We start from the raw sequence: 18,538 nt of genomic DNA, 5'->3' as shown, positions 1-18,538 counted from the left end.
TCGCGTTTCAGTCGCGGCGCGGAGGTGCCGCGGTGCTCTTGCGGACGACGAGACGGGTCGGCACGAGCGTCACGCCGGGCTCGCTGATCCCGTTCTCGACCTGGTCGAGCGCATTGGCCACACAGAGCCGGCCGACCTCGGCGAAGTCCTGGTGCACCGTCGTCAGCGGAGGCAGGTAGGCAGCCGAGTCGGGCAGGTCGTCGAAGCCCACGACCGAGACGTCCTCGGGGACGCGGCGACCACCCTCGTGGAGGGCGTTCATGAGCCCGAGCGCCATCTGGTCGTTCGCGACGAACACCGCGGTGACCGAGTCCTCCTGGAGCAGCCGTTGGCCGGCGGCGTAGCCGCTCTCGGCCGACCAGTCTCCGCGCAGGATCTCCGGGACCGGCCTGCCCGCTTCAGCGAGCGCCTCCCGCCAGGCGGCCAGGCGGCGCTCGCTGGCGAACGACTCCTCGGGGCCTGCGACGTGCCACACAGTCTCGTGGCCGAGCGACAGCAGGTGCTCGACGGCGAGCCGGCCGCCCGTGGACTGGTCGGTGTCGACGACGGGGTAGCGGTCGCCGGCGTTGGAGTCCGCGACCACGACGGGCGCGCCGGGAGGCAGGCCGACGGTCGCGGCGTCGAGGAGGTGGATCTCCATGATCACGATGACCGCGTCGACGGCGAGCTCCTCGAGCCGGCCGAACGCGCCGATGACGGCGGCCTCGGTGGGCATCGCCACAGGGATCAGCGTGATGCCGTAGCCGCGCGCGGTGGCCTCGGCGGCGATGCCCTCCAGGGTCTTGCTGTTGCCGACGTTGGCGAGCGAGAACAGGATCACGCCGATCGTGTGGAAGCTGCCCCACTTGAGGGCGCGTGCGGCGCTGTTGGGCCGGTAGCCCAGCTCCCGCATCGCGGCCTGCACGAGCTCGCGCGTGGCGGGGATGACACCCGGGTGGCCGTTGGAGACGCGTGACACCGTTTGTGACGAGACGCCGGCGAGCTTGGCGACGTCCGCCATCGACACACGCCGGGGTCGGGATGTGCCATTCGAGACGGGTTCTAACTCGCTCACAGGTCTTGACGTTCCTTCCTAGGGGTGTAACGTAACGCGCGTCACAACGATGTTTACGTAAACATATGCGGTTTCGCGCCTCATGTGAAGCACAACGGGCCGAAGGGCCGACGAAAGGACCGGATCTGATGGTTGCCACGGGATCGGTGGTCGCACCTGCGAACAAGGTTGCGGCGTCGCCCCGTCACTTCCGCCGGTCGTGGGCGGGATGGGGCTTCCTAGGCCCGTTCGCCGCCGTGTTCGCCCTGGTGTTCCTCGCGCCGATCGCGTACTCGATCTACCTCAGTCTGTTCCAGGACCGGCTCATCGGCGGCAACAGCTTCGTCGGGGTCGACAACTACAAGCAGGCCCTCCAGGACCCGTTGTTCTGGGAGTCCGTCCGCCGGGTCGGGCTGTTCCTCGTGGTGCAGGTCCCGATCATGCTCTTCATCGCGCTGCTGGCGGCCCTGGCGATCGACGGCGGCCGTCTCTACGGCGCCTCGCTGTTCCGCATCTCGATCTTCCTCCCGTACGCCGTGCCGGCCGTCGTCGCCACGTTGATGTGGGGCTTCATGTACGGCAGCCAGTTCGGCCTGATCGGCAGCATCAACGACTCGTTCGGGGTCTCGCTGCCGGATCCGTTGGGCCCCAAGTGGGTGCTCGCGTCGATCGGCAACATCGTCACCTGGGAGTTCGTCGGCTACAACATGCTGATCTTCTACGCCGCCCTGCGGGTCATACCGGCGTCGCTCTACGAGGCGGCCGCGATCGACGGCGCGAGCGAGTACCGCGTCATCCGGTCGATCAAGCTCCCCGCGATCCGCGGGGCCCTGGTGATCGCGACGATCTTCTCGATCATCGGCAGCTTCCAGCTCTTCAACGAGCCCAACATCCTCCACTACGTCGCGAAGAACGCGATCAACACCCAGTACACGCCCAACATGTACGCGTACTCGCTGTCGTTCTCGGGCCAGCAGTACAACTACTCGGCGACCATCGCCATCATCATGGGCGTCCTCACGATGGTCATCGCGTACACGGTCCAGCTCCGCGGCATGCGAAAGGCCCTCTGACATGGCGACGACCACTGCCCTCCGGCCCAAGCAGCGAGAGCGCGCCGCGAACTCGTTCGCGAAGCCCCGCCGCAGCCCGCTGCTGACCGCGCTGACCGGCCTGATCCTGCTCTACAGCCTGGTCCCGCTCGCGTGGCTCGTGATCAACGCGACCAAGTCGCAGGAGGACCTGCTGTCGTCGTTCGGCCTGTGGTTCGGCGACGGGTTCTCGTTGTTCTCCAACATCAAGGACACGTTCACCTACAACGACGGCATCTTCCTGCGCTGGTTCGCCAACACCTTGCTGTACGTCGTGGTGGGCGCCGGCGGCGCGACGATCCTGGCCGTGATGGGCGGCTACGCGCTCGCGAAGTTCGGCTTCCCGGGCAAGAAGGCCGTGTTCGCCGTGGTGCTCGGCGCTGTCGCGGTGCCTGGAACGGCGCTGGCCGTCCCCACGTTCCTGATGTTCAGCAAGATGGGCCTCACCGACACGCCGTGGGCCGTCATCATCCCGTCGCTGATCTCGCCGTTCGGGCTCTATCTCATGTGGACGTTCGCCACGGACGCCATCCCGACCGAGCTCATGGAGGCGGCCAAGGTCGACGGCGCGTCCGAGCTGCGCACGTTCTTCCAGGTGTGCCTGCCGATGCTCGCGCCGGGGATCGTCACCGTGCTGCTGTTCTCTATGGTCGCGACGTGGAACAACTACTTCCTGCCGCTGATCATGCTCAAGGATCCCGATTGGTACCCCCTCACCGTGGGCCTCAACTCGTGGAGCCAGCAGGCCCTGACCGCAGGTGGAGACGTCATCTTCAACCTGGTCATCACCGGATCGCTCCTGACGATCCTGCCGCTGATCGCGGCCTTCCTTCTTCTGCAGCGCTTCTGGCAGTCCGGGTTGTCGGCAGGAAGCGTCAAGGAGTAACGCCAGCTCGGGCTGGCCACCAAGTTTCGAACCAACGAGAGGAAACACATGAACACCAAGCACGGGAGACTGCTTCGTGCAGTCACCGTCTCCGTCGTCGCGGCGCTCGCCCTTGCGGCGTGCGGCGGCTCCGACGGTGACAAGTCGAGCTCGAGCGCCGGGGGAGCGGCCGACGTCAAGGCGGCGCTCAAGAAGGGCGGGACGATCACGGTCTGGGCCTGGGAGCCCACGCTGACCAAGGTCGTCAAGGACTTCGAGGCCGAGCACAAGAACGTCACGGTCAAGCTCGTCAACGCCGGGACCGGCAACGACCAGTACACCGCGCTGCAGAACGCGATCAAGGCCGGCAAGGGTGTTCCCGACGTCGCGCAGATCGAGTACTACGCCCTGCCGCAGTTCTCCCTCGCCAAGTCCGTCGCCGACGTCAGCTCGTACGGCGCCAGCGGCCTCGACAAGACGTTCACGCCCGGCCCGTGGGCCTCGGTGCAGCAGTCGGGCGGCATCTACGGCCTCCCGATGGACTCCGGACCGATGGCGCTGTTCTACAACAAGACGGTCTTCGACAAGTACAAGGTCGCCGTCCCCAAGACGTGGGACGAGTACGTCGACGCGGCTCGCAAGATCCACGCGGCCGACCCCAAGGCGTACATCGCGAACGATGCGGGTGACGCGGGCTTCACCACCAGCCTCATCTGGCAGGCCGGCGGACAGCCGTTCAAGGTCGACGGCGACAAGGTCAAGATCGACCTCGCCGACGCCGGTTCCAAGCGCTTCGCCGACACGTGGCAGAAGCTGCTCGACGAGAAGCTGCTCGCGCCGACCCCGTCGTGGAGCGACGGTTGGTACAAGGGCCTGGCTGAGGGCAACATCGCGACGCTGACGATCGGCGCATGGATGCCGGCCAACCTCGAGTCCGGCGTCAAGGCCGGCGCGGGCAAGTGGCGCGTCGCACCGATGCCGCAGTGGGAAGCCGGCGCCAACGCCACCTCCGAGAACGGCGGAAGCTCGCTCGCCATCCCGACGGCCAGCAAGAACAAGGCGCTGGCGTACGCGTTCATGGACTACGCCACCGCAGGCCAGGGCGCCCAGACACGCGTCGACGCCGGTGCGTTCCCGGCGACGACCAAGCAGATCAGCGACCCGGCGTTCGTCGACAAGAAGTCGGCCTACTTCGGTGGCCAGGAGATCAACAAGGTGCTGGCCGCGTCGGCCGACGACGTCGTCAAGGGCTGGTCCTACCTGCCGTTCCAGGTCTACGCCAACAGCATCTTCAACGACACGGTCGGCAAGGCCTACGTGTCGAAGACGAAGCTCGCCGATGGCCTGGCCGACTGGCAGAAGAAGTCGGCCTCGTACGGAGACCAGCAGGGCTTCAAGGTCAACTGACCGCTGTACGCCACGCGGGCTGTGAGGGCCTCTCGATCAGGGGCCCTCACAGCCGGTGGGCGGCACCCCTCACTACCCCCGAAGGACCGGCATGACATTCGCGATCGGCGAGCACGACTTCCTGCTGCACGGGAAGCCGTTCCAGATCCTGTCCGGCTCGATCCACTACTTCCGGGTCCACCAGGACCAGTGGTCCGACCGGATCCGCAAGGCCCGTCAGATGGGCCTCAACACCATCGAGACGTACGTCGCCTGGAACGCGCACGCACCCCGGGAAGGCGAGTTCGACCTCTCGGGCAACCTCGACCTCGGGGCGTTCCTCGACGCCGTCGCCGCGGAAGGCATGTACGCCATCGTCCGGCCGGGGCCGTACATCTGCGCCGAGTGGACCAACGGCGGCCTGCCGGCCTGGCTGTTCGCCGACGCGGCGACCGGCGTGCGGCAGGACGAGCCGCGCTACATGGCACACGTCGACCGCTACCTCCAACAGCTCGCGCCGGTCCTCGTGCCGCGGCAGATCGATCGCGGCGGGCCGATCATCCTGGTGCAGATCGAGAACGAGTACGGCGCCTACGGGGCCGAGAAGTCGTACCTGCGCAAGCTCGTGGCGATCAACCGGCGCATCGGCATCACGGTGCCGCTGACGTCGGTCGACCAGCCCGTGGACGACATGCTCGAGAACGGCAGCCTGCCGGAGCTGCACCGCACCGGCTCGTTCGGCTCCCGCTCGCGCGAGCGCCTCGACACGCTGCGGCGGCACCAGCCCACGGGCCCTCTGATGTGCTCGGAGTTCTGGGACGGCTGGTTCGACGACTGGGGCAGCCACCACCACCTGACGTCGGTGGAGGACACCGCCCGGAGCCTCGACGAGCTCCTGGAACGCGGCGCGTCCGTCAACATCTACATGTTTCACGGCGGCACGAACTTCGGCTTCACCAACGGCGCCAACGACAAGGGCACCTATCTGCCGATCGTGACGAGCTACGACTACGACGCACCCCTCGACGAGGCGGGCAACCCGACGGAGAAGTACTGGGCGATGCGCGACGTGATCGCCAAGTACGCCCCGGTCGGCGACGAGAAGCCCCAAGCTGCCCCGGAGCCGCCGGCGTTCACCACCCCGATCCGCAGCGTCCTGCCACTCTGGGACGTGCTCGACGTGCTCGGGGAGTGGACGAGCCACGACACCCCGCCGACCCTCGACTCCCTGGGTCATTACGACGGATTCGCCCTCTATCGCACCACGATCGACGTCACCGGTCCGGCGATCTTCCGGGTCGAGGAGGTCCGAGATCGCGCTCAGGTCTTCCTCGAGGAGGACGGCATCGGGGTGCTGGCTCGCGACCACCACGACACCGCGATCCCGCTGCCGGCGGCCGCGAAGGGAACCCTGGACCTGCTGGTCGAGGACCAGGGCCGGGTCGACTACGGACCTCGCATCGGTGAGCCGAAGGGCCTGATCGGCGAGGCGAGCATCAACGGTCAGCCGGTGCGTGGCTGGTCCGTGCTGCCGCTGGACCTGTCGGCCATCGATCGCGTCGCGCACGCATTGGAGAGCGGCGGTCCGCCGTCGGTCATCGCGGGTCCTGCGTTCGCCGGTGCGACGTTCGACCACCCGGGCTCGGGCGACCTCTACCTCGACACCTCGTCGTGGGGCAAGGGCGTCGTGTGGATCAACGGCTTCTGCCTGGGCCGCTACTGGTCACGCGGTCCTCAGCGCACCTTGTACGTCCCGGGACCGGTGCTGCGCGACAGCGGCAACGAGCTCGTCGTGCTCGAGCTCCAGGCGGCATCCGGCAGCGACGTGTCGTTCGTGTCAGCTCCGGACCTCGGGCACACCGAGGCCTGATCGGCTCAGCGCTGGTCGCGCGGGCCCTGCCGCTTGCTCTCGGCAGCGGCCTTGAAGATCGTCAACACCCTGGTCGAGGCGGCGGCCACGATCGCGACGGGCACGACGGCGTACGCCCAGCCCTTCGACAGCTCGCCTCGGTCCACCAGCACGAGCACGACGATGACCGCGACGACGACGGCTGCGATGACCGACATGGCGATCCACCAGCTGCCGCGAGTCGTGCCCAGGTCGTTCGATGGCGAGTTCACGCCCCGTGAGTACCCCTGCGGCGAGGGGCTCACACGCGTGCGGCTCAGGCTTCGTCGGCGACCGGGTCCTGCGGATGATGACCGTCGGTCCAGCCCATGTCCTGGAGACGCTTCTCGAGCTTGCGACCCGCTGAGGAGCTCATGCGCGACGAGAGCTCGTCCTCAGGAATCGGCGATTCGTACTCGAAGTTCTTGCGCTGTCGTGCCACGGCCCTACCTCCCCATAATCGTCACATCACAGAGATTTCGAAGCCGAGACTAGGGCGGCTTGGTGCGACATTCAAGTCCTACTCCGGAGTCACGTTCCTGCAGGTCATACGCGGTTCGGGTCGGGCTGGGTGGGTACGTCGCACAGCACGCAGAACGAGAGGGGAAACCGTCATGACCGAATCACCGATGCCACCCGCTGACCCCAACTCCACGCCGGAGGATCCCGACGCCGCTCCGGCACCCAATCCGGGTGAGGACCCGGGAGGAGCCCAGCCGCCGGCCGACCCGTACACCGGCTCGGAGCCCGCTCCGGGGGCGGACTCAGGACAGGGCGATCCCGTCGACCCGGTCCAGGAGGGCGCACCGGCCACCGGCCCGGAAGCACCGCAACCGCCGACCGGCTGAGGCATCGTTTCGCCAGGCCTGCGCCGGGTACGCCGATGACGACAGCTACCAGAGGAGGACGCTCATGGCACAGGGCAACGTCGAGACGTACTTCGAGGGGACGGAGTGGCACTGCCGGGTCCAGGGGGACCGACAGCCCTTCCACACCTCCGACACGAAGGAGCGGGCCATCGAGGCCGGGCGCGACGAGGCTCGGGCGCGCAAGGTCGAGCACATCATCAAGGACAGGGACGGCACGATCGAGTCGAAGCACTCCTACGGCAACGACCCGCGCAACGTACCCGGGTAGGGGTGACGGTCAGACCTCGACGGTCGGGGCTCCCGGCGCGTTGTTCTTGACCGACTCGATGCCGCCCAGCGCGCTGGCCTTGGACGAGTAGCCCTCGGACACCGCGATGGTCTCGCCGTTGCCGGCCTTGAGGCGGAATCGGTGCTCGCCGGCCTTGTCCACGTACAGCTCGAACTTGCCTGCCATGTCGTCACGACCTCTCAGAGGCCCTCAGCCGGACGCTGGGGTGCAGCCACAACGTAGTCCTCGCAATGAGGGCGCCGCTGCCAATCGCCCGAATAGCGAGCGAACACCGGCTGAACGAAGAAATCCCTCCGCGAGGGAGGGATTGTCTTGTGGGCGATACAGGACTTGAACCTGTGACCTCTTCCGTGTCAGGGAAGCGCGCTACCAGACTGCGCCAATCGCCCGTGCAGAATTCAGTTGTGATGATGGTGCTGCTCGAGGTGGGTACGGGATTTGAACCCGTGTAAACGGATTTGCAGTCCGTTGCCTCGCCTCTCGGCCAACCCACCGCTGGATGGGTATGGAGACCCGCTCCGAGCGGACGACGGGATTCGAACCCGCGACCCTCACCTTGGCAAGGTGATGCTCTACCACTGAGCCACGTCCGCGCTGCCTCAAATTGAGGCGACACGAGACTTTAGCCGATTCGGGCAGCCGAACCCAAACCGGGGTCGGGGTAGCGTGGCCGCATGAAGACATGGTTGAACGGCGACCTCCTGCAATCACCGGAAGCACCGTCGATTAGTGCCCTCGATCACGGCATCATCGTCGGCGACGGTGTGTTCGAGACCATCAAGATCGAGGACGGCCAGCCGTTCGCACTGACACGTCACCTCGACCGGTTGGTGCGGTCCGCCGAGGGCCTCGGGATCGGCAAGCCGGACGTCAGCGCGATCCGCGAAGGTGTCGCGGCAACCATGGAGAGCCAGGACCTGCCCTTCGGTCGCATCCGGGTGACCGTGACGTCGGGGCCCGGGCCCTTGGGGTCGCCGCGGGGGAGTGCGGGGCTTACCCAGGTCGTCATCACGGAGCCGTGTGAGCGCCCGCCGTCGGTCAGTGCCATCGCGACGGTGCCGTGGCCCAGGAACGAGCGTGGAGCGCTTGCCGGCCTCAAGACGACCTCGTACGCCGAGAACGCCCTGATGGTCGAGCACGCGCTCGCTCGCGGCGCCTCAGAGGCGGTCATGCCCAACACGGCCGGCATGCTGTGCGAGGGCACCGGCTCCAACATCTTCTACGTCGTCGGTGAGCAGCTCATCACTCCGACGCTGCAGGCCGGGCCTCTCGCGGGAGTCACGCGGGCCCTCGTGCTCGAGTGGTGCGCGGCCGAGCTCGACGTCGTCGAGCGCGACGCGCCGATCGACGTGCTGCAGACCGCTGACGAGGTGATCCTCGTCGGCACCACTAGGGACGTACAGGCGATCTCGCGCGTCGACGACCGCGAGGTCGCGGCGCCGGGTCCGATCACCCGCAAGGCGCAGGAGATCTGGGCGCGGGAGTCGGTCAAGGACGTCGACCCCTGATCGGCCTCGTTGGGAAGGCGCGTGGTCGATGGGTTAAGGTTTCTGACGCACGCGGGCGATTGGCGCAGTGGTAGCGCGCTTCGTTCACACCGAAGAGGTCACTGGTTCGAACCCAGTATCGCCCACCCGCGCATAAGGCCCCTGACCAGCGGAAACGTGGTCGGGGGCCTTTCCCATGCCGTCCCGGGCCGCCCACCGCGTGATCTCGTTCACTTCGGTCCGGCGGCGACTGGTGCGAGAATTGGCAGCGGAAACCCGCCTCCTTGTTTGGGGCGGGTTTCCTTGTGCCGGCTGTTCGCTCAACCGGTACGACCACAGGTTACCCAAGCGATCGCAGCCAAAAAGTGATCTGCGCCGCAATGGTGGAAACAGTTCAGCGCCTGATGCGACGTGCGTGCGTGCGCGCGTGCGTGACCGTGTGGTCGTCGGTCACTCCGCGGCGCACCTCAGTGCCGCCTGCGGCGCCTCTCACCGGCGGCTCGGCGCGGAGGTGACGATGAGCACGAGTCCGGCCACGACCGTCGCCATCCCCAGGAGCAACGTCAGCGGATCGGAACCGCCCGTGTCAGGGAGCCCGGTCGTGGTGTCGGCAGCCGTTGCAGCCTCGACGTCGGTGCTCGAGTCGAGAGCCGCCTCGGTCGACGCGCTGTCCACCGTCTCGGCACTGGTTCCCACCGCCTCCGTGTCTGTCTGAGTGTTGACGGAGTCCGTGTCGAATCCCGCGCTGGTCGAGTCGAGGGCGTTGGTGTCGGTTCCCACGTCGAGCGCTGTGATGTCCGTGCCCACCTGAGTTGCTTGCGTGTCGGTCCCGGCCTCGAGCCCGCTGACGTCGGTCCCGGTGTCCGTGGCCTCGGTCGCCTCGAGCGCAGAGATGTCGGTGCCGGCGTCGGTCGCGTTGGTGGATTCAATGGCCGAGATGTCAGTGCCGGCATCTGTGGCATCTGTGGCGTCCGTGGACTCGATGGCGGTGACGTCGGTACCGGCGTCGGTGGACTCGACAGCGGTCACATCGGTGCCTGCGTTGGTCGACTCGACAGCCGTGACGTCGGTGCCGGCGTCGGTGGCGTCGGTGGACTGTACAGCGGCAACGTCGGTGCCGGCATTCGTCGCGTCCGTGGCATCAGTCGCGTCTGCGTCCGTGCCTGCGTCCGTGGCATCAGTCGCGTTCGTGGCCGTGCCGTCAGCGTCGACACCGCCACTGGGTCCGGTGGCGCACCCAGGATTCGTGATCGTGTTCGAGTCGAGGGTGACCGCCCCGAAGTTGGCGAGCAGCCGTCCTTCGAACGTCGCGCCGGTCGTCGCGGTGATCGAGGTGTACGCGAGGACGTTCCCGACGAGGTGGGTCCCCGTCCCGAACGTCGCGGAGCTGCCGACCTGCCAGTAGACGTTGCACGCCTGGGCGCCGTTGGTCAGGATGACCGCGGCGTTCGACGACGTGATCAAGGTCGACGGTGACTTGAAGATGAAGACGCTGTCGTTGCTTCCGGCACCGTCGAGGGTGATCGTTCCGCTCAACGCCATGCTCGTCTCGGCGGAGTAGACGCCGGGCAGGTACGGATCCTCCCGATAGAGGTCTGCCGGGACGGCTGCGCTGGACGGGGCACCCGCCACCAGGTTGTACGCCGTGAGCAGGTTCGCCTTCGCGCCCTGCGTGACGGCGTCACCGGCGTGGTTCGTGGCCGAACCGTTGAAGACGAACGGCGTGTCGGTCGCGACAGTGGGCGTCTCGTACGAGCCGAGGCTGCCGTCCATCGTGGTCACCCCCGTGTTGGTGACGCCTGAGCCGGCGAGCACGGAGAACGACGCGGCCGTGCCGAGGTTCGGTGCGGTGGCCGCTTGCGCGGTGTTCGCGGCGGCTATCAGGAATGGAACGAGAGCGAACAGGCCGATGCCGGCTGACAGTCGAGCGGCTCGTCGGCCACGACTCGGTGTGGTGGTCGTGCGAAGGATGGTGGTGGACATGCGATACCTCAACCATGGCCACGGAAATAGAGAAGGACCACGCTCCTCGTCGTCCGTGCGAGACCAGCGAGGTCGCTGGGGCTGACGGACCGTTCACGGCAGGCGACCCAGGGAGTGAGATCAGCGGGCGCCGCTCAATCAGTGGGAACTGGCCACCCTTCCGGTGTCGTGTCCCACGAAGTAGTCCTGGCACCACGTCCACTCGCGTGGCGCATGGGTGCCAGACTCACTCCTTCACAGTTGCACGGAAGCTCGCATCCCGCTGGAGATTGCCACAGGCTGACACCCCGGTGAGCGGGAGCGCACGCTCAAAGAAAAATGCGGGCATCTCCGCAATTCTGCCTTCAAGCCGAGGGAACGTTCAGCCGCCCTCGGCGCCGGTCGAGGAGTGCGGCTCGCCGACGGCCTTGCTCTCGGCGCTGCCGCGCTGGCGCAGGTAGATCGCCAGGGCCGCCATCGAGCCGACGGCGAGGAACTCCGACTGCCAGTTCTGCAGCGTGCGGGCCCAGAAGTCGGGGTTGGTCAGGTAGGAGCCCCACGAGATCGCGTCGAGACGATCCTGCAGCCGGGTCTCGTTGATCGCCGCCCACCCAGCGATCGACTGCGCGAGCCACGACACCAGGAAGATCGTGCCCATCACGATCGTCAGCGACCACGAGAAGATCGAGGTGCGCACGCCTCCGGCCTTCGCCCACGCGGGGGAGTCGTCCTGCGTGTAGCGCCCGAGCTTCTGCTCCTTGTCGGTGCCCAACCCGCCGTGAGCCGGAGACTCCGGGGAGCCCTTCTGGATGAAGAACACCGTGGCGAGGATGTAGAGCAGGAACTGGAGGTACTCGCTCTGCCAGTTCTCGGTCACGTCGACCGCGAAGTCGGCAGACCGCAGGTAGCGGCCCAGGCTGATCTCCGCCATGCCCGACGCGCTCTGCGAGTCGTTGAACTGCGCCCAGCCGGCGAACGCCTGACCGATCAGCGCAGCGAGGAAGATGAGGAGGAAGAACAGGCTGAGGGAATTGTTGCGGAGGAACGTACGCATCAGGCCTCCTAGGCGTGGACCAGGCCGGTCGTGAGGAAGTAGGCCAACCCCACCCAGATGATCAGCAGGTACACCACGAACAGAGTGCGCATTTAGGGCATCCCTTCCAACTCGATGGCCGGCTCGCGCGGCCCCACATCCCGCCTGGCGGCGTTCTCCTTCTTCGCCGCACAACCCCGGTGCGCCTCGGTCGTCGGCCTTGCCAGCCGGGCGCGGATGCCACGCTCGCTGATCGACCACCAATTGAAAGGCACGCCCTAACCTCCTTGGACCTGGCAGTCGTACGGCGCGCCGGCCTTCGCGGAGCAGCCGGCAGCGGTCACCTTCCAGCCGTCGGGGAACTCGCCGAGGAACACGACGTCGTCGTCGTAGCGGACCTGGGCGGCGGTCCCATAGACCTTGACCTCGACGACGCGGCCGGTGTCGGGGAGCCCGGCGTCCATGACCGCGGTCTCGCACAAGTCGCCGGACTCGGTGAGCTGCTCCTGCGCGTCGTCGCTGAGCAGGTCGCACGCGGCGGCGCCGTCCTCCTGCTGCAAGGTGGCGTGCAGGCGTTCAGCCGTACGCGTGGCGGCGTCGTCGTTGCCTGAGGAGCACCCCGAGGGCAACGCTGCGGCGACGAGGAGTGCAACGGTGATCGACATTCTCACGACCCTCGGCGTACCCACGACGTCGCGTGCCGAATCGCATGGGCCGAGCACCGGCGGGTACGGAAGGCGTCCAACGAGAGGAGCGATCATGACGACTGCACCCGACGAACCGTTGTCGACGCCCGAGCAGCCCGACGCCGAGCCGCAGGAGGCGCCCCAGGTATCCGAGCCGGACGTCGAGGGCGACCCGGACCTCGTCGCGCCGGACCCGGTCGAGGACGCCTGACATACGGAACGCCCCGCGGCTCACGTGAGTCGCGGGGCGTTTCGGTCGTCTCTCAGTCAGGCTCGGCCGGGCGGTCGCCCTCGGGCGGGTTCTCCTCGACCTCGTGCTCGGGATCGGGCGCGAGCCCGGGGTCCATGTCAGGCTCCTGGCGGCGGACGGGATCGCTCGGGTCGATGCTCATCCGTCACCTCCCGTCCCGTCGGCGTCCGGGTTGGTCACGCCGGGCTCGGGGATCACGGTGGATCCGCCGTCGGGGTTGGACGAGGGGGTGATCTCGGGATCCTCGGTCGGCCGGGCCTCGGGATCTGCGCCCGGTTCGATGGGTGACTCGCTCATGCTGTGCTCCCTTCGGTCGCCGGCCTGGAACGAGATCGGCGGGCTGGAGAGTCTGCGTAAGCCTCCAGCCCGCCCGATATCTCGACTGCCGGTCGAGTGACGGGCATGTACCCCAAAGGTCTGGAAGCAAACATCACATCTGGACCATTTCCCGAGATTTCTTGACCATGGTCGTCGCTGGTAACACACTCGACGAATGCCAGACCCGGTCGAGTCCAATCCGTCGCTCTACTCCGTCGTGTTCGAGAACGAGCGCGTACGCGTGCTGGAGTATCGCGACGTCCCCGGCGACCGCACGACCCCGCACACCCACCCCGACAGCGTCATGATCACGCTGAGCGGATTCGACCGCCGGCTCAGCGTCGGCGACCAGGTGCGCGAGGTCTCGCTCGAACCGGGCCACGCCGCCTGGCTCCCGGCGCAGACGCACGCGGGTGAGAACATCGGCAGCTCCGAGACGCACGTGATGTTCGTGGAGCTCAAGGAGCCGGGAGCGCCGTCCAAGGACGCGGCGCTCGGTCCGGCCTGAGTCGTTACTCGCCGGTGCAGGCCGTGTAGGCCTTGCCGTACTCCGGGGTGTCCTGCATCGGTGCGACCTTGGGCTTGCTGATGCGGCCGCCGGTGACGGCGAAGTACGTGTCGGAGTAGGCCACGAGCTTGGTGCCGTCCTGGCACTTCGTGACGTCCTGCAGGCCGTACGCTCCGTCGTCGACGCACCGCGTGTAGTCGGCCGGGAGCGTGGTGCCGTCCTTCCAGATGCTGGCGCAGGCGGGTCCGGTGGGCGCCGGGGTCGTCTTCGTCGCCGACGGCTTCGACGTCTCCTTGTCGTCATCGCCCTTGCCCCCGTCGGACGAGGTGCAGCCCGCAAGCAACAGGACGGCGGTCACGGTCAGGAGGGCGAGGCGAGACATGCTTCGACCCTAACCGGGCCTAGATCCGCCGCCCGAACAGCAGGTGGAACGGCCGGAGGACGAGCGTCAGCAACGGCTTGCGGCCGACGAGGAATCCCAGCGGTCCGTCGGCGGCCAACGACCACCTGGCGGTGGCGAGCCCGAGCCGTGTCCGCCCGGAGACCGGGGAGACCAGCAGCGTGCCGGCCCGGTCCTGCGCGATGCGGAACCCGACCGGGAGGCGGCCCGGCAGGCGGCGTGCGCGGGTCACCGCGAGCGAGCCGATGCCCTGCGCGGCGTACGACGCGTGGGGGGCGACCTCGAACTCGGCGAGATCCTTGGGGATCGACCACAGGCGGCGGCCGCCGTCGCGCGAGGCGACGCTGTTGACCCAGATGTGGGTGATCGACACCCGCGGTCGCCAGCCCTCACGGACCAGCACCGTGGCCATGATCTCGTCGTACGTCAGCGGGCTGGGCTCCTCGTAGACGAAGAACGCGGCGCACACGATGGCGCGACCGAGGACCGTGATCGTCCTGGTCGCCGGCGAGCTCGGCGGCGGCGCGTCGCCCTTGGGCAGCAGCCACACCGCGACGTACGCATGACCGTGCAGGTCCCAGGGCTCCGCTGGGTAGTCAGTCATGCCCACCGGAACGCCGTCGGGTCGAGGACCTTGGTCGCCTGGGCGAACGGTCGGGTCGAGCCGGGCCAGTTCGACGTGATGCGGCCCGAGCGGTGGCGGTACCAGTTGTCGCAGTGCGCCCACGCCGAGTGCTCGAGCTTCTCGGAGAGCTCTCGGTCGTATGCCAGCTCGGCGGCCTCGGTGACCTCGACCGTCCGGTAGTTGCCGGCCTGCATCCGGTCGAGCGTCTGGCGCATGTGCCGGGCCTGCGCCTCGAGCATGAAGATGATCGAGCCGCCGCCCAGGTTGGTGTTGGGTCCGTAGGTGACGAACAGGTTGGGGAAGTTCGGGACGTACATGCCGAGGTAGGCGTGCGCGCCATCGGCCCACTGGGTCGCGAGCTTCTGGCCCTGCGTGCCGGTGATGTCGATCGACTGGAGGAAGTCCTGGGTGTCGAAGCCGGTGGCATAGATGATCGCGTCGACCTCGTGCTCGACGCCCTCGCTGTCCACCACGCCCTTGGGGGTGACCTTCGTGATCGCGTGGGTGACGACGTCGACGTTGTCCTGGGCCAGGGCTGGATAGAACTCGTTGGAGAACAGGATGCGCTTGCACCCGATCGGATAGTCGGGCGTCAGCTTGGCCCGCAGCTGGGGGTCCTTGACCTGCTTGCGGAGGTGCCACATCGCGATCGCCTTGTTGATGCGGCCGACTCGCGACTCGTCGTCGAGGCCGCGGGCGAACTGCTCGGTGAAGACCCACACGCCGCCGCGCTCGAGCCGCTGGGTCATCGGCACGCGCTCGAACAGCTTCTTGTGGAACGGCTTGTAGGGCTTGTCGGGCTTGGGCAGCAGGTAGTTGGGGGTGCGCTGGAACACCAGGAGCTTGCGGGCGTCGCGCGCCAGGTGGGGGATGAGCTGCACGGCGCTGGCACCGGCCCCGACGACCGCGACAGACTTGCCCGTCGCGTCGAACGAATGGTCCCACTCCGCCGAGTGGAACGACGTGCCCGTGAACGAGTCGATGCCCTCGATGCGCGGCGGCACCGGGCGGGACAGCTGGCCGACGGCGCTGACGAGGATGTCGACGGTCTCCTCCGTCCCGCTCCCTGAGTGGCCCCTCCCGCTCCCAGAGGCGCCCGCCACGCTCCCTGAGCCTGTCGAAGGGTTGACCCTCACCGTCCAGTTCGCCGAGTCCTCGTTCCAGTGGGCCGCGACGACCTCGCTGCCGAAGCGTACGAGCGGCGTGATGCCGTACGAGTCCGCGACCGAGCGGATGTAGGCGTGGATCTCGTCCTGCAACGCGTAGCGCCGGCTCCAGTGAGGGTTGGGCTCGAACGAGAACGAGTAGAGCGGCGAAGGGACGTCGCAGCCGGCTCCGGGATAGGTGTTGTCGCGCCATACGCCACCGAGGTCGTCGGACCGCTCCCACAGCCGCAGGTCGGTGTGACCGGCGCGCTTGAGCTCGATCGCGACCGCGAGCGCGCCGAAGCCCGAGCCGATGATGCCGACGGAGGTCATGGGCGACCCTTCTTCACGGGAGCTCCTTCTGGACGAACAACAGGACGGATGCGGTGAGCAGGTCGAGCGCCTCGTCCCGGGTGAACGTACCGCGTTGGAGCCACTCCCGGCAGACCGATTTGGTCAATGCCGCCGTCGGCCGCAGTCGCGCCCGCAGGCGCGGATCGTCCGGCAGTCCCAGGGCGTCGAGCACGAGGCGGGCGGCACGGTCGTCGGCCTCGTCGACGATCGCCTGGATGTCGGAGCTGCCGTGCAGGTTGGCCGCGCCGCTCGCGGCGACCCACGCCTGGCCGTACGTCGTGGCGGCGTCGAGGATCCAGTCCATCGTCAGTCGGGCCCGGTCCTCGATCGGCCGTCCCTCGAGTCCGGTCAGCGGGCGCTCCGGCATCAGGATCGACTCGCGCATGACCGCCAGGAACAGCTCACGCTTGTCACCGAAGTAGTGGTTGATCAGGCCCCGGGCGACCCCGGCCGCCTCGGCGAGCTCGCTCGTGGACACGTCGTCGTACGGCCGGTCGGAGTAGAGGACCCGGGCGGCGTCGATGATCTGCTGCCGCCGCTGGGCGGGCGCGAGGCGTTGCCGGGTCGCGGTCATGGGGGACAGTCTCACCGGCTATTGGCAGAGTGTCAACAAGCCCGTATGCTGCCCGCCATGACTCGGTATGACTATGACGTCGTGGTGGTGGGCTCCGGCTTCGGGGGCAGCGTCGCCGCGCTCCGGCTGACCGAGAAGGGCTATCGCGTGGGCGTGCTCGAGATGGGCCGCCGGTTCGCCGACGACGAGCTGCCGAAGACCTCCTGGCGTACGCGCCGCTACCTGTGGGCGCCGTGGGCGCGATGCTTCGGCATCATGCGGCTGACGCTCCTGCGCGACGTGCTCATCGCGAGCGGCACCGGCGTCGGCGGCGGGTCGCTCGTGTACGCCAACACGCTCTACGAGCCGCTCGACGCGTTCTACCGCGATCCGCAGTGGGCCCACATCACCGACTGGAAGTCCGAGCTGGCCCCCCACTACGCGCAGGCCAAGAAGATGCTCGGCGTCGTGACGTATCCCGGTCGTACGCCAGCGGACGACCTGATGGAGGCGCTGGCGAAGGACTACGGCGTCGGTGAGACGTTCCATGCCGCCGATGTCGGCGTGCTGTTCGGTGACGAGCCGGGCGTCGAGGTCGAGGACCCGTTCTTCGGCGGCGCCGGGCCACGCCGGCGTACGTGCACCGACTGCGGCGCCTGCATGACCGGGTGCCGGCACAACGCCAAGAACACCCTCGTGAAGAACTACCTCCACCTCGCCGAGGCCGCGGGCGCCGAGGTCCTCCCGCTCACCACGGTGACGGACGTACGACCGAAGGACGGCGGCGGCTACGAGGTCCGCACGCGGCGCACGGGCAACCGCCTCCGCCGGCGTACGTTCACCGCCGAGCAGGTCGTCTTCGCCGGCAACGCCCTCAACACGCAGCACCTGCTGCACCGGCTCCGGGCCGGCTCGTTGCCCGGGCTCTCACCGCGCGTCGGCGAGCTGAGCCGCACCAACTCCGAGGCGGTGCTGAGCGCGCGGGCCAGCGACAAACGGGCCGACTACACGCCGGGCGTCTCCATCACGTCCTCGTTCCACCCCGACGAGCACACGCACGTGGAGCCGGTCCGCTACGGCCGCGGGTCGAGCGCGCTGTCGCTGCTCAACGCACCGCTGGTCGACAAGGACCAACCGGGGTCGACGATCCGCAGCATCTGGTCGGTCTATCGCGAGCTCGGGCTCAAGGGCGCGTTCCGGCTGCACAACCCGCGGCGCTGGGCCGAGCAGTCGATCGTCGTGCTGGTCATGCAGTCGCTGGACAACTCGATCACGACATACCTCAAGCGAGGCGTGCTCGGCCGGCGGATGACGAGCAAGCAGGGCGTCGGTGAGCCCAATCCGACGTGGATCCCGGTGGCCAACCGGGTCGCCCGCGACCTGGCCAGGCGCATCGGCGGGTACGCCGGAGGGTCGACCACGGACATGGCCGGCATCCCGCTGACGGCGCACTTCATCGGTGGCTGCGCGATCGGCGAGACGGCCGAGACCGGCGTCATCGACCCCTACCAGCGGGTCCACGGTCACGCCGGGTTGCACGTGTCCGACGGGTCGGCGGTCACCGCCAACCTGGGCGTGAACCCGTCGCTCACGATCACGGCGCAGTCCGAGCGGGCCATGGCGTTGTGGCCCAACAGGGGCGAGCCGGATCCGCGCCCGGCACTCGGCTCTCCGTACGTACGCGTGCCGGTCGTGGCCCCGCGATCGCCTGCGGTCCCGGCCCACGCCCCGGCCGCGCTCCTGCCGGTGCCCGAGGTGCCGGCGAGGTAGAACCCGTTCCCTTTCGGCGCATCTCT

23 protein-coding genes and 4 tRNA genes are annotated in these 18,538 nt (G+C 68.0%); 11 read left to right on the top strand and 16 right to left on the bottom strand.

Features of this window, described 5'->3' with window-relative positions; all coding sequences use genetic code 11:
- Window positions 1–7 precede the first annotated feature (7 nt).
- Window positions 8–1,000: a LacI family DNA-binding transcriptional regulator gene (locus ASE12_RS03905; protein ID WP_056404511.1), complete on the bottom strand. Its 993-nt coding sequence runs from the start codon at window positions 998–1,000 to the stop codon at window positions 8–10.
- A 182-nt stretch (window positions 1,001–1,182) separates the two neighbouring features.
- Between ASE12_RS03905 and ASE12_RS03900 the strand changes: the two genes are divergently transcribed.
- From ASE12_RS03900 to ASE12_RS03885, 4 genes are all read left to right on the top strand, one after another.
- Window positions 1,183–2,106 carry a carbohydrate ABC transporter permease gene (locus tag ASE12_RS03900; RefSeq protein WP_056397188.1) on the top strand — a complete coding sequence of 308 codons (924 nt, stop codon included), beginning with the start codon at window positions 1,183–1,185 and terminating at the stop codon, window positions 2,104–2,106.
- A 1-nt stretch (window position 2,107) separates the two neighbouring features.
- Entirely contained in the window at window positions 2,108–3,010 is a 903-nt protein-coding gene (locus ASE12_RS03895) for a carbohydrate ABC transporter permease (RefSeq protein WP_056397185.1), read from the top strand.
- A 48-nt stretch (window positions 3,011–3,058) separates the two neighbouring features.
- Entirely contained in the window at window positions 3,059–4,396 is a 1,338-nt protein-coding gene (locus ASE12_RS03890; RefSeq protein WP_056397182.1) for a sugar ABC transporter substrate-binding protein, read from the top strand.
- Window positions 4,397–4,487: 91 nt separating this feature from the next.
- A complete protein-coding gene (locus ASE12_RS03885; RefSeq protein ID WP_056397179.1) occupies window positions 4,488–6,245 on the top strand; it encodes a beta-galactosidase family protein in 1,758 nt (585 codons plus the stop codon).
- A gap of 5 nt (window positions 6,246–6,250) precedes the next feature.
- Here ASE12_RS03885 and ASE12_RS03880 read toward each other — a convergent pair whose 3' ends face one another.
- On the bottom strand, window positions 6,251–6,496 hold the full coding sequence (locus tag ASE12_RS03880) for a hypothetical protein (RefSeq protein ID WP_056397177.1): 246 nt from the start codon (window positions 6,494–6,496) through the stop codon (window positions 6,251–6,253).
- A gap of 44 nt (window positions 6,497–6,540) precedes the next feature.
- Window positions 6,541–6,705, bottom strand: coding sequence for a hypothetical protein (locus ASE12_RS19965; RefSeq protein ID WP_157412802.1), 165 nt, complete (start codon window positions 6,703–6,705; stop codon window positions 6,541–6,543).
- A gap of 172 nt (window positions 6,706–6,877) precedes the next feature.
- On the opposite strand from ASE12_RS19965, the gene ASE12_RS19960 reads away from it, so the two are divergent.
- Together ASE12_RS19960 and ASE12_RS03875 are read left to right on the top strand one after the other, a co-directional pair.
- Complete coding sequence (locus ASE12_RS19960) at window positions 6,878–7,111, top strand: hypothetical protein (protein ID WP_157412801.1); 234 nt, start codon at window positions 6,878–6,880, stop codon at window positions 7,109–7,111.
- A gap of 64 nt (window positions 7,112–7,175) precedes the next feature.
- The gene (locus tag ASE12_RS03875) at window positions 7,176–7,400 is read left to right on the top strand and encodes a DUF2188 domain-containing protein (protein ID WP_056397174.1); all 225 of its coding nucleotides are present in this window, start codon (window positions 7,176–7,178) and stop codon (window positions 7,398–7,400) included.
- A 9-nt stretch (window positions 7,401–7,409) separates the two neighbouring features.
- Here ASE12_RS03875 and ASE12_RS19655 read toward each other — a convergent pair whose 3' ends face one another.
- The 4 genes from ASE12_RS19655 to ASE12_RS03860 all read right to left on the bottom strand — a co-directional run bounded on the left by ASE12_RS19655 (window position 7,410) and on the right by ASE12_RS03860 (window position 8,014).
- Window positions 7,410–7,586 (bottom strand): YegP family protein, encoded by a 177-nt coding sequence (locus tag ASE12_RS19655; protein WP_082582062.1) that lies wholly within the window; start codon window positions 7,584–7,586, stop codon window positions 7,410–7,412.
- A 150-nt stretch (window positions 7,587–7,736) separates the two neighbouring features.
- Window positions 7,737–7,810, bottom strand: a tRNA-Val gene (locus tag ASE12_RS03870).
- 34 nt (window positions 7,811–7,844) lie between these two features.
- A tRNA-Cys gene (locus ASE12_RS03865) sits at window positions 7,845–7,915 on the bottom strand.
- Window positions 7,916–7,942: 27 nt separating this feature from the next.
- Window positions 7,943–8,014, bottom strand: a tRNA-Gly gene (locus tag ASE12_RS03860).
- An 81-nt stretch (window positions 8,015–8,095) separates the two neighbouring features.
- Here ASE12_RS03860 and ASE12_RS03855 point away from each other — a divergent pair.
- Both ASE12_RS03855 and ASE12_RS03850 read left to right on the top strand, forming a co-directional pair.
- Window positions 8,096–8,929, top strand: a complete 834-nt coding sequence (locus tag ASE12_RS03855; RefSeq protein WP_056397171.1) for an aminotransferase class IV — start codon at window positions 8,096–8,098, stop codon at window positions 8,927–8,929.
- 53 nt (window positions 8,930–8,982) lie between these two features.
- Window positions 8,983–9,054, top strand: a tRNA-Val gene (locus ASE12_RS03850).
- 343 nt (window positions 9,055–9,397) lie between these two features.
- On the opposite strand, the gene ASE12_RS03845 is transcribed toward ASE12_RS03850, so the two are convergent.
- The 3 genes from ASE12_RS03845 to ASE12_RS03835 all read right to left on the bottom strand — a co-directional run bounded on the left by ASE12_RS03845 (window position 9,398) and on the right by ASE12_RS03835 (window position 12,568).
- Window positions 9,398–10,891 carry an ice-binding family protein gene (locus ASE12_RS03845; RefSeq protein WP_056397170.1) on the bottom strand — a complete coding sequence of 498 codons (1,494 nt, stop codon included), beginning with the start codon at window positions 10,889–10,891 and terminating at the stop codon, window positions 9,398–9,400.
- A 361-nt stretch (window positions 10,892–11,252) separates the two neighbouring features.
- Window positions 11,253–11,924, bottom strand: coding sequence for a DUF6766 family protein (locus tag ASE12_RS03840; protein ID WP_056397168.1), 672 nt, complete (start codon window positions 11,922–11,924; stop codon window positions 11,253–11,255).
- A gap of 257 nt (window positions 11,925–12,181) precedes the next feature.
- Window positions 12,182–12,568 carry a hypothetical protein gene (locus tag ASE12_RS03835; RefSeq protein ID WP_056397163.1) on the bottom strand — a complete coding sequence of 129 codons (387 nt, stop codon included), beginning with the start codon at window positions 12,566–12,568 and terminating at the stop codon, window positions 12,182–12,184.
- A gap of 94 nt (window positions 12,569–12,662) precedes the next feature.
- Here ASE12_RS03835 and ASE12_RS19955 point away from each other — a divergent pair, with 94 nt between their 5' ends.
- Complete coding sequence (locus ASE12_RS19955) at window positions 12,663–12,800, top strand: hypothetical protein (RefSeq protein ID WP_157412800.1); 138 nt, start codon at window positions 12,663–12,665, stop codon at window positions 12,798–12,800.
- Window positions 12,801–12,852: 52 nt separating this feature from the next.
- Here ASE12_RS19955 and ASE12_RS20645 read toward each other — a convergent pair whose 3' ends face one another.
- Both ASE12_RS20645 and ASE12_RS19950 read right to left on the bottom strand, forming a co-directional pair.
- Entirely contained in the window at window positions 12,853–12,981 is a 129-nt protein-coding gene (locus ASE12_RS20645; RefSeq protein ID WP_255355458.1) for a hypothetical protein, read from the bottom strand.
- The gene (locus ASE12_RS19950) at window positions 12,978–13,136 is read right to left on the bottom strand and encodes a hypothetical protein (RefSeq protein WP_157412799.1); all 159 of its coding nucleotides are present in this window, start codon (window positions 13,134–13,136) and stop codon (window positions 12,978–12,980) included. Before ASE12_RS19950 ends, ASE12_RS20645 begins: the two co-directional genes overlap by 4 nt.
- A 196-nt stretch (window positions 13,137–13,332) precedes the next feature.
- On the opposite strand from ASE12_RS19950, the gene ASE12_RS03830 reads away from it, so the two are divergent.
- Window positions 13,333–13,665, top strand: coding sequence for a cupin domain-containing protein (locus tag ASE12_RS03830; RefSeq protein ID WP_056397162.1), 333 nt, complete (start codon window positions 13,333–13,335; stop codon window positions 13,663–13,665).
- A 4-nt stretch (window positions 13,666–13,669) separates the two neighbouring features.
- Here ASE12_RS03830 and ASE12_RS03825 read toward each other — a convergent pair whose 3' ends face one another.
- From ASE12_RS03825 to ASE12_RS03810, 4 genes are read right to left on the bottom strand one after another with little or no spacing between them, the layout of a single operon-like run.
- Window positions 13,670–14,047 (bottom strand): hypothetical protein, encoded by a 378-nt coding sequence (locus ASE12_RS03825; RefSeq protein ID WP_056397159.1) that lies wholly within the window; start codon window positions 14,045–14,047, stop codon window positions 13,670–13,672.
- Window positions 14,048–14,066: 19 nt separating this feature from the next.
- The gene (locus tag ASE12_RS03820) at window positions 14,067–14,669 is read right to left on the bottom strand and encodes an acetoacetate decarboxylase family protein (RefSeq protein WP_157412798.1); all 603 of its coding nucleotides are present in this window, start codon (window positions 14,667–14,669) and stop codon (window positions 14,067–14,069) included.
- Window positions 14,666–16,168, bottom strand: a complete 1,503-nt coding sequence (locus ASE12_RS03815; protein WP_056397152.1) for an NAD(P)/FAD-dependent oxidoreductase — start codon at window positions 16,166–16,168, stop codon at window positions 14,666–14,668. Before ASE12_RS03815 ends, ASE12_RS03820 begins: the two co-directional genes overlap by 4 nt.
- Before the next feature lie 13 nt (window positions 16,169–16,181).
- Window positions 16,182–16,763: a TetR/AcrR family transcriptional regulator gene (locus tag ASE12_RS03810; protein ID WP_056397150.1), complete on the bottom strand. Its 582-nt coding sequence runs from the start codon at window positions 16,761–16,763 to the stop codon at window positions 16,182–16,184.
- A 57-nt stretch (window positions 16,764–16,820) separates the two neighbouring features.
- Here ASE12_RS03810 and ASE12_RS03805 point away from each other — a divergent pair, with 57 nt between their 5' ends.
- A complete protein-coding gene (locus tag ASE12_RS03805; protein WP_056404509.1) occupies window positions 16,821–18,512 on the top strand; it encodes a GMC family oxidoreductase in 1,692 nt (563 codons plus the stop codon).
- The last annotated feature ends 26 nt before the right edge of the window (window positions 18,513–18,538 follow it).

Source organism: Aeromicrobium sp. Root236, assembly GCF_001428805.1.
GTDB lineage: Bacteria > Actinomycetota > Actinomycetes > Propionibacteriales > Nocardioidaceae > Aeromicrobium.
Note: the sequence above shows the minus strand (reverse complement) of the source record. Positions and strands in the feature narration are given on the sequence as shown.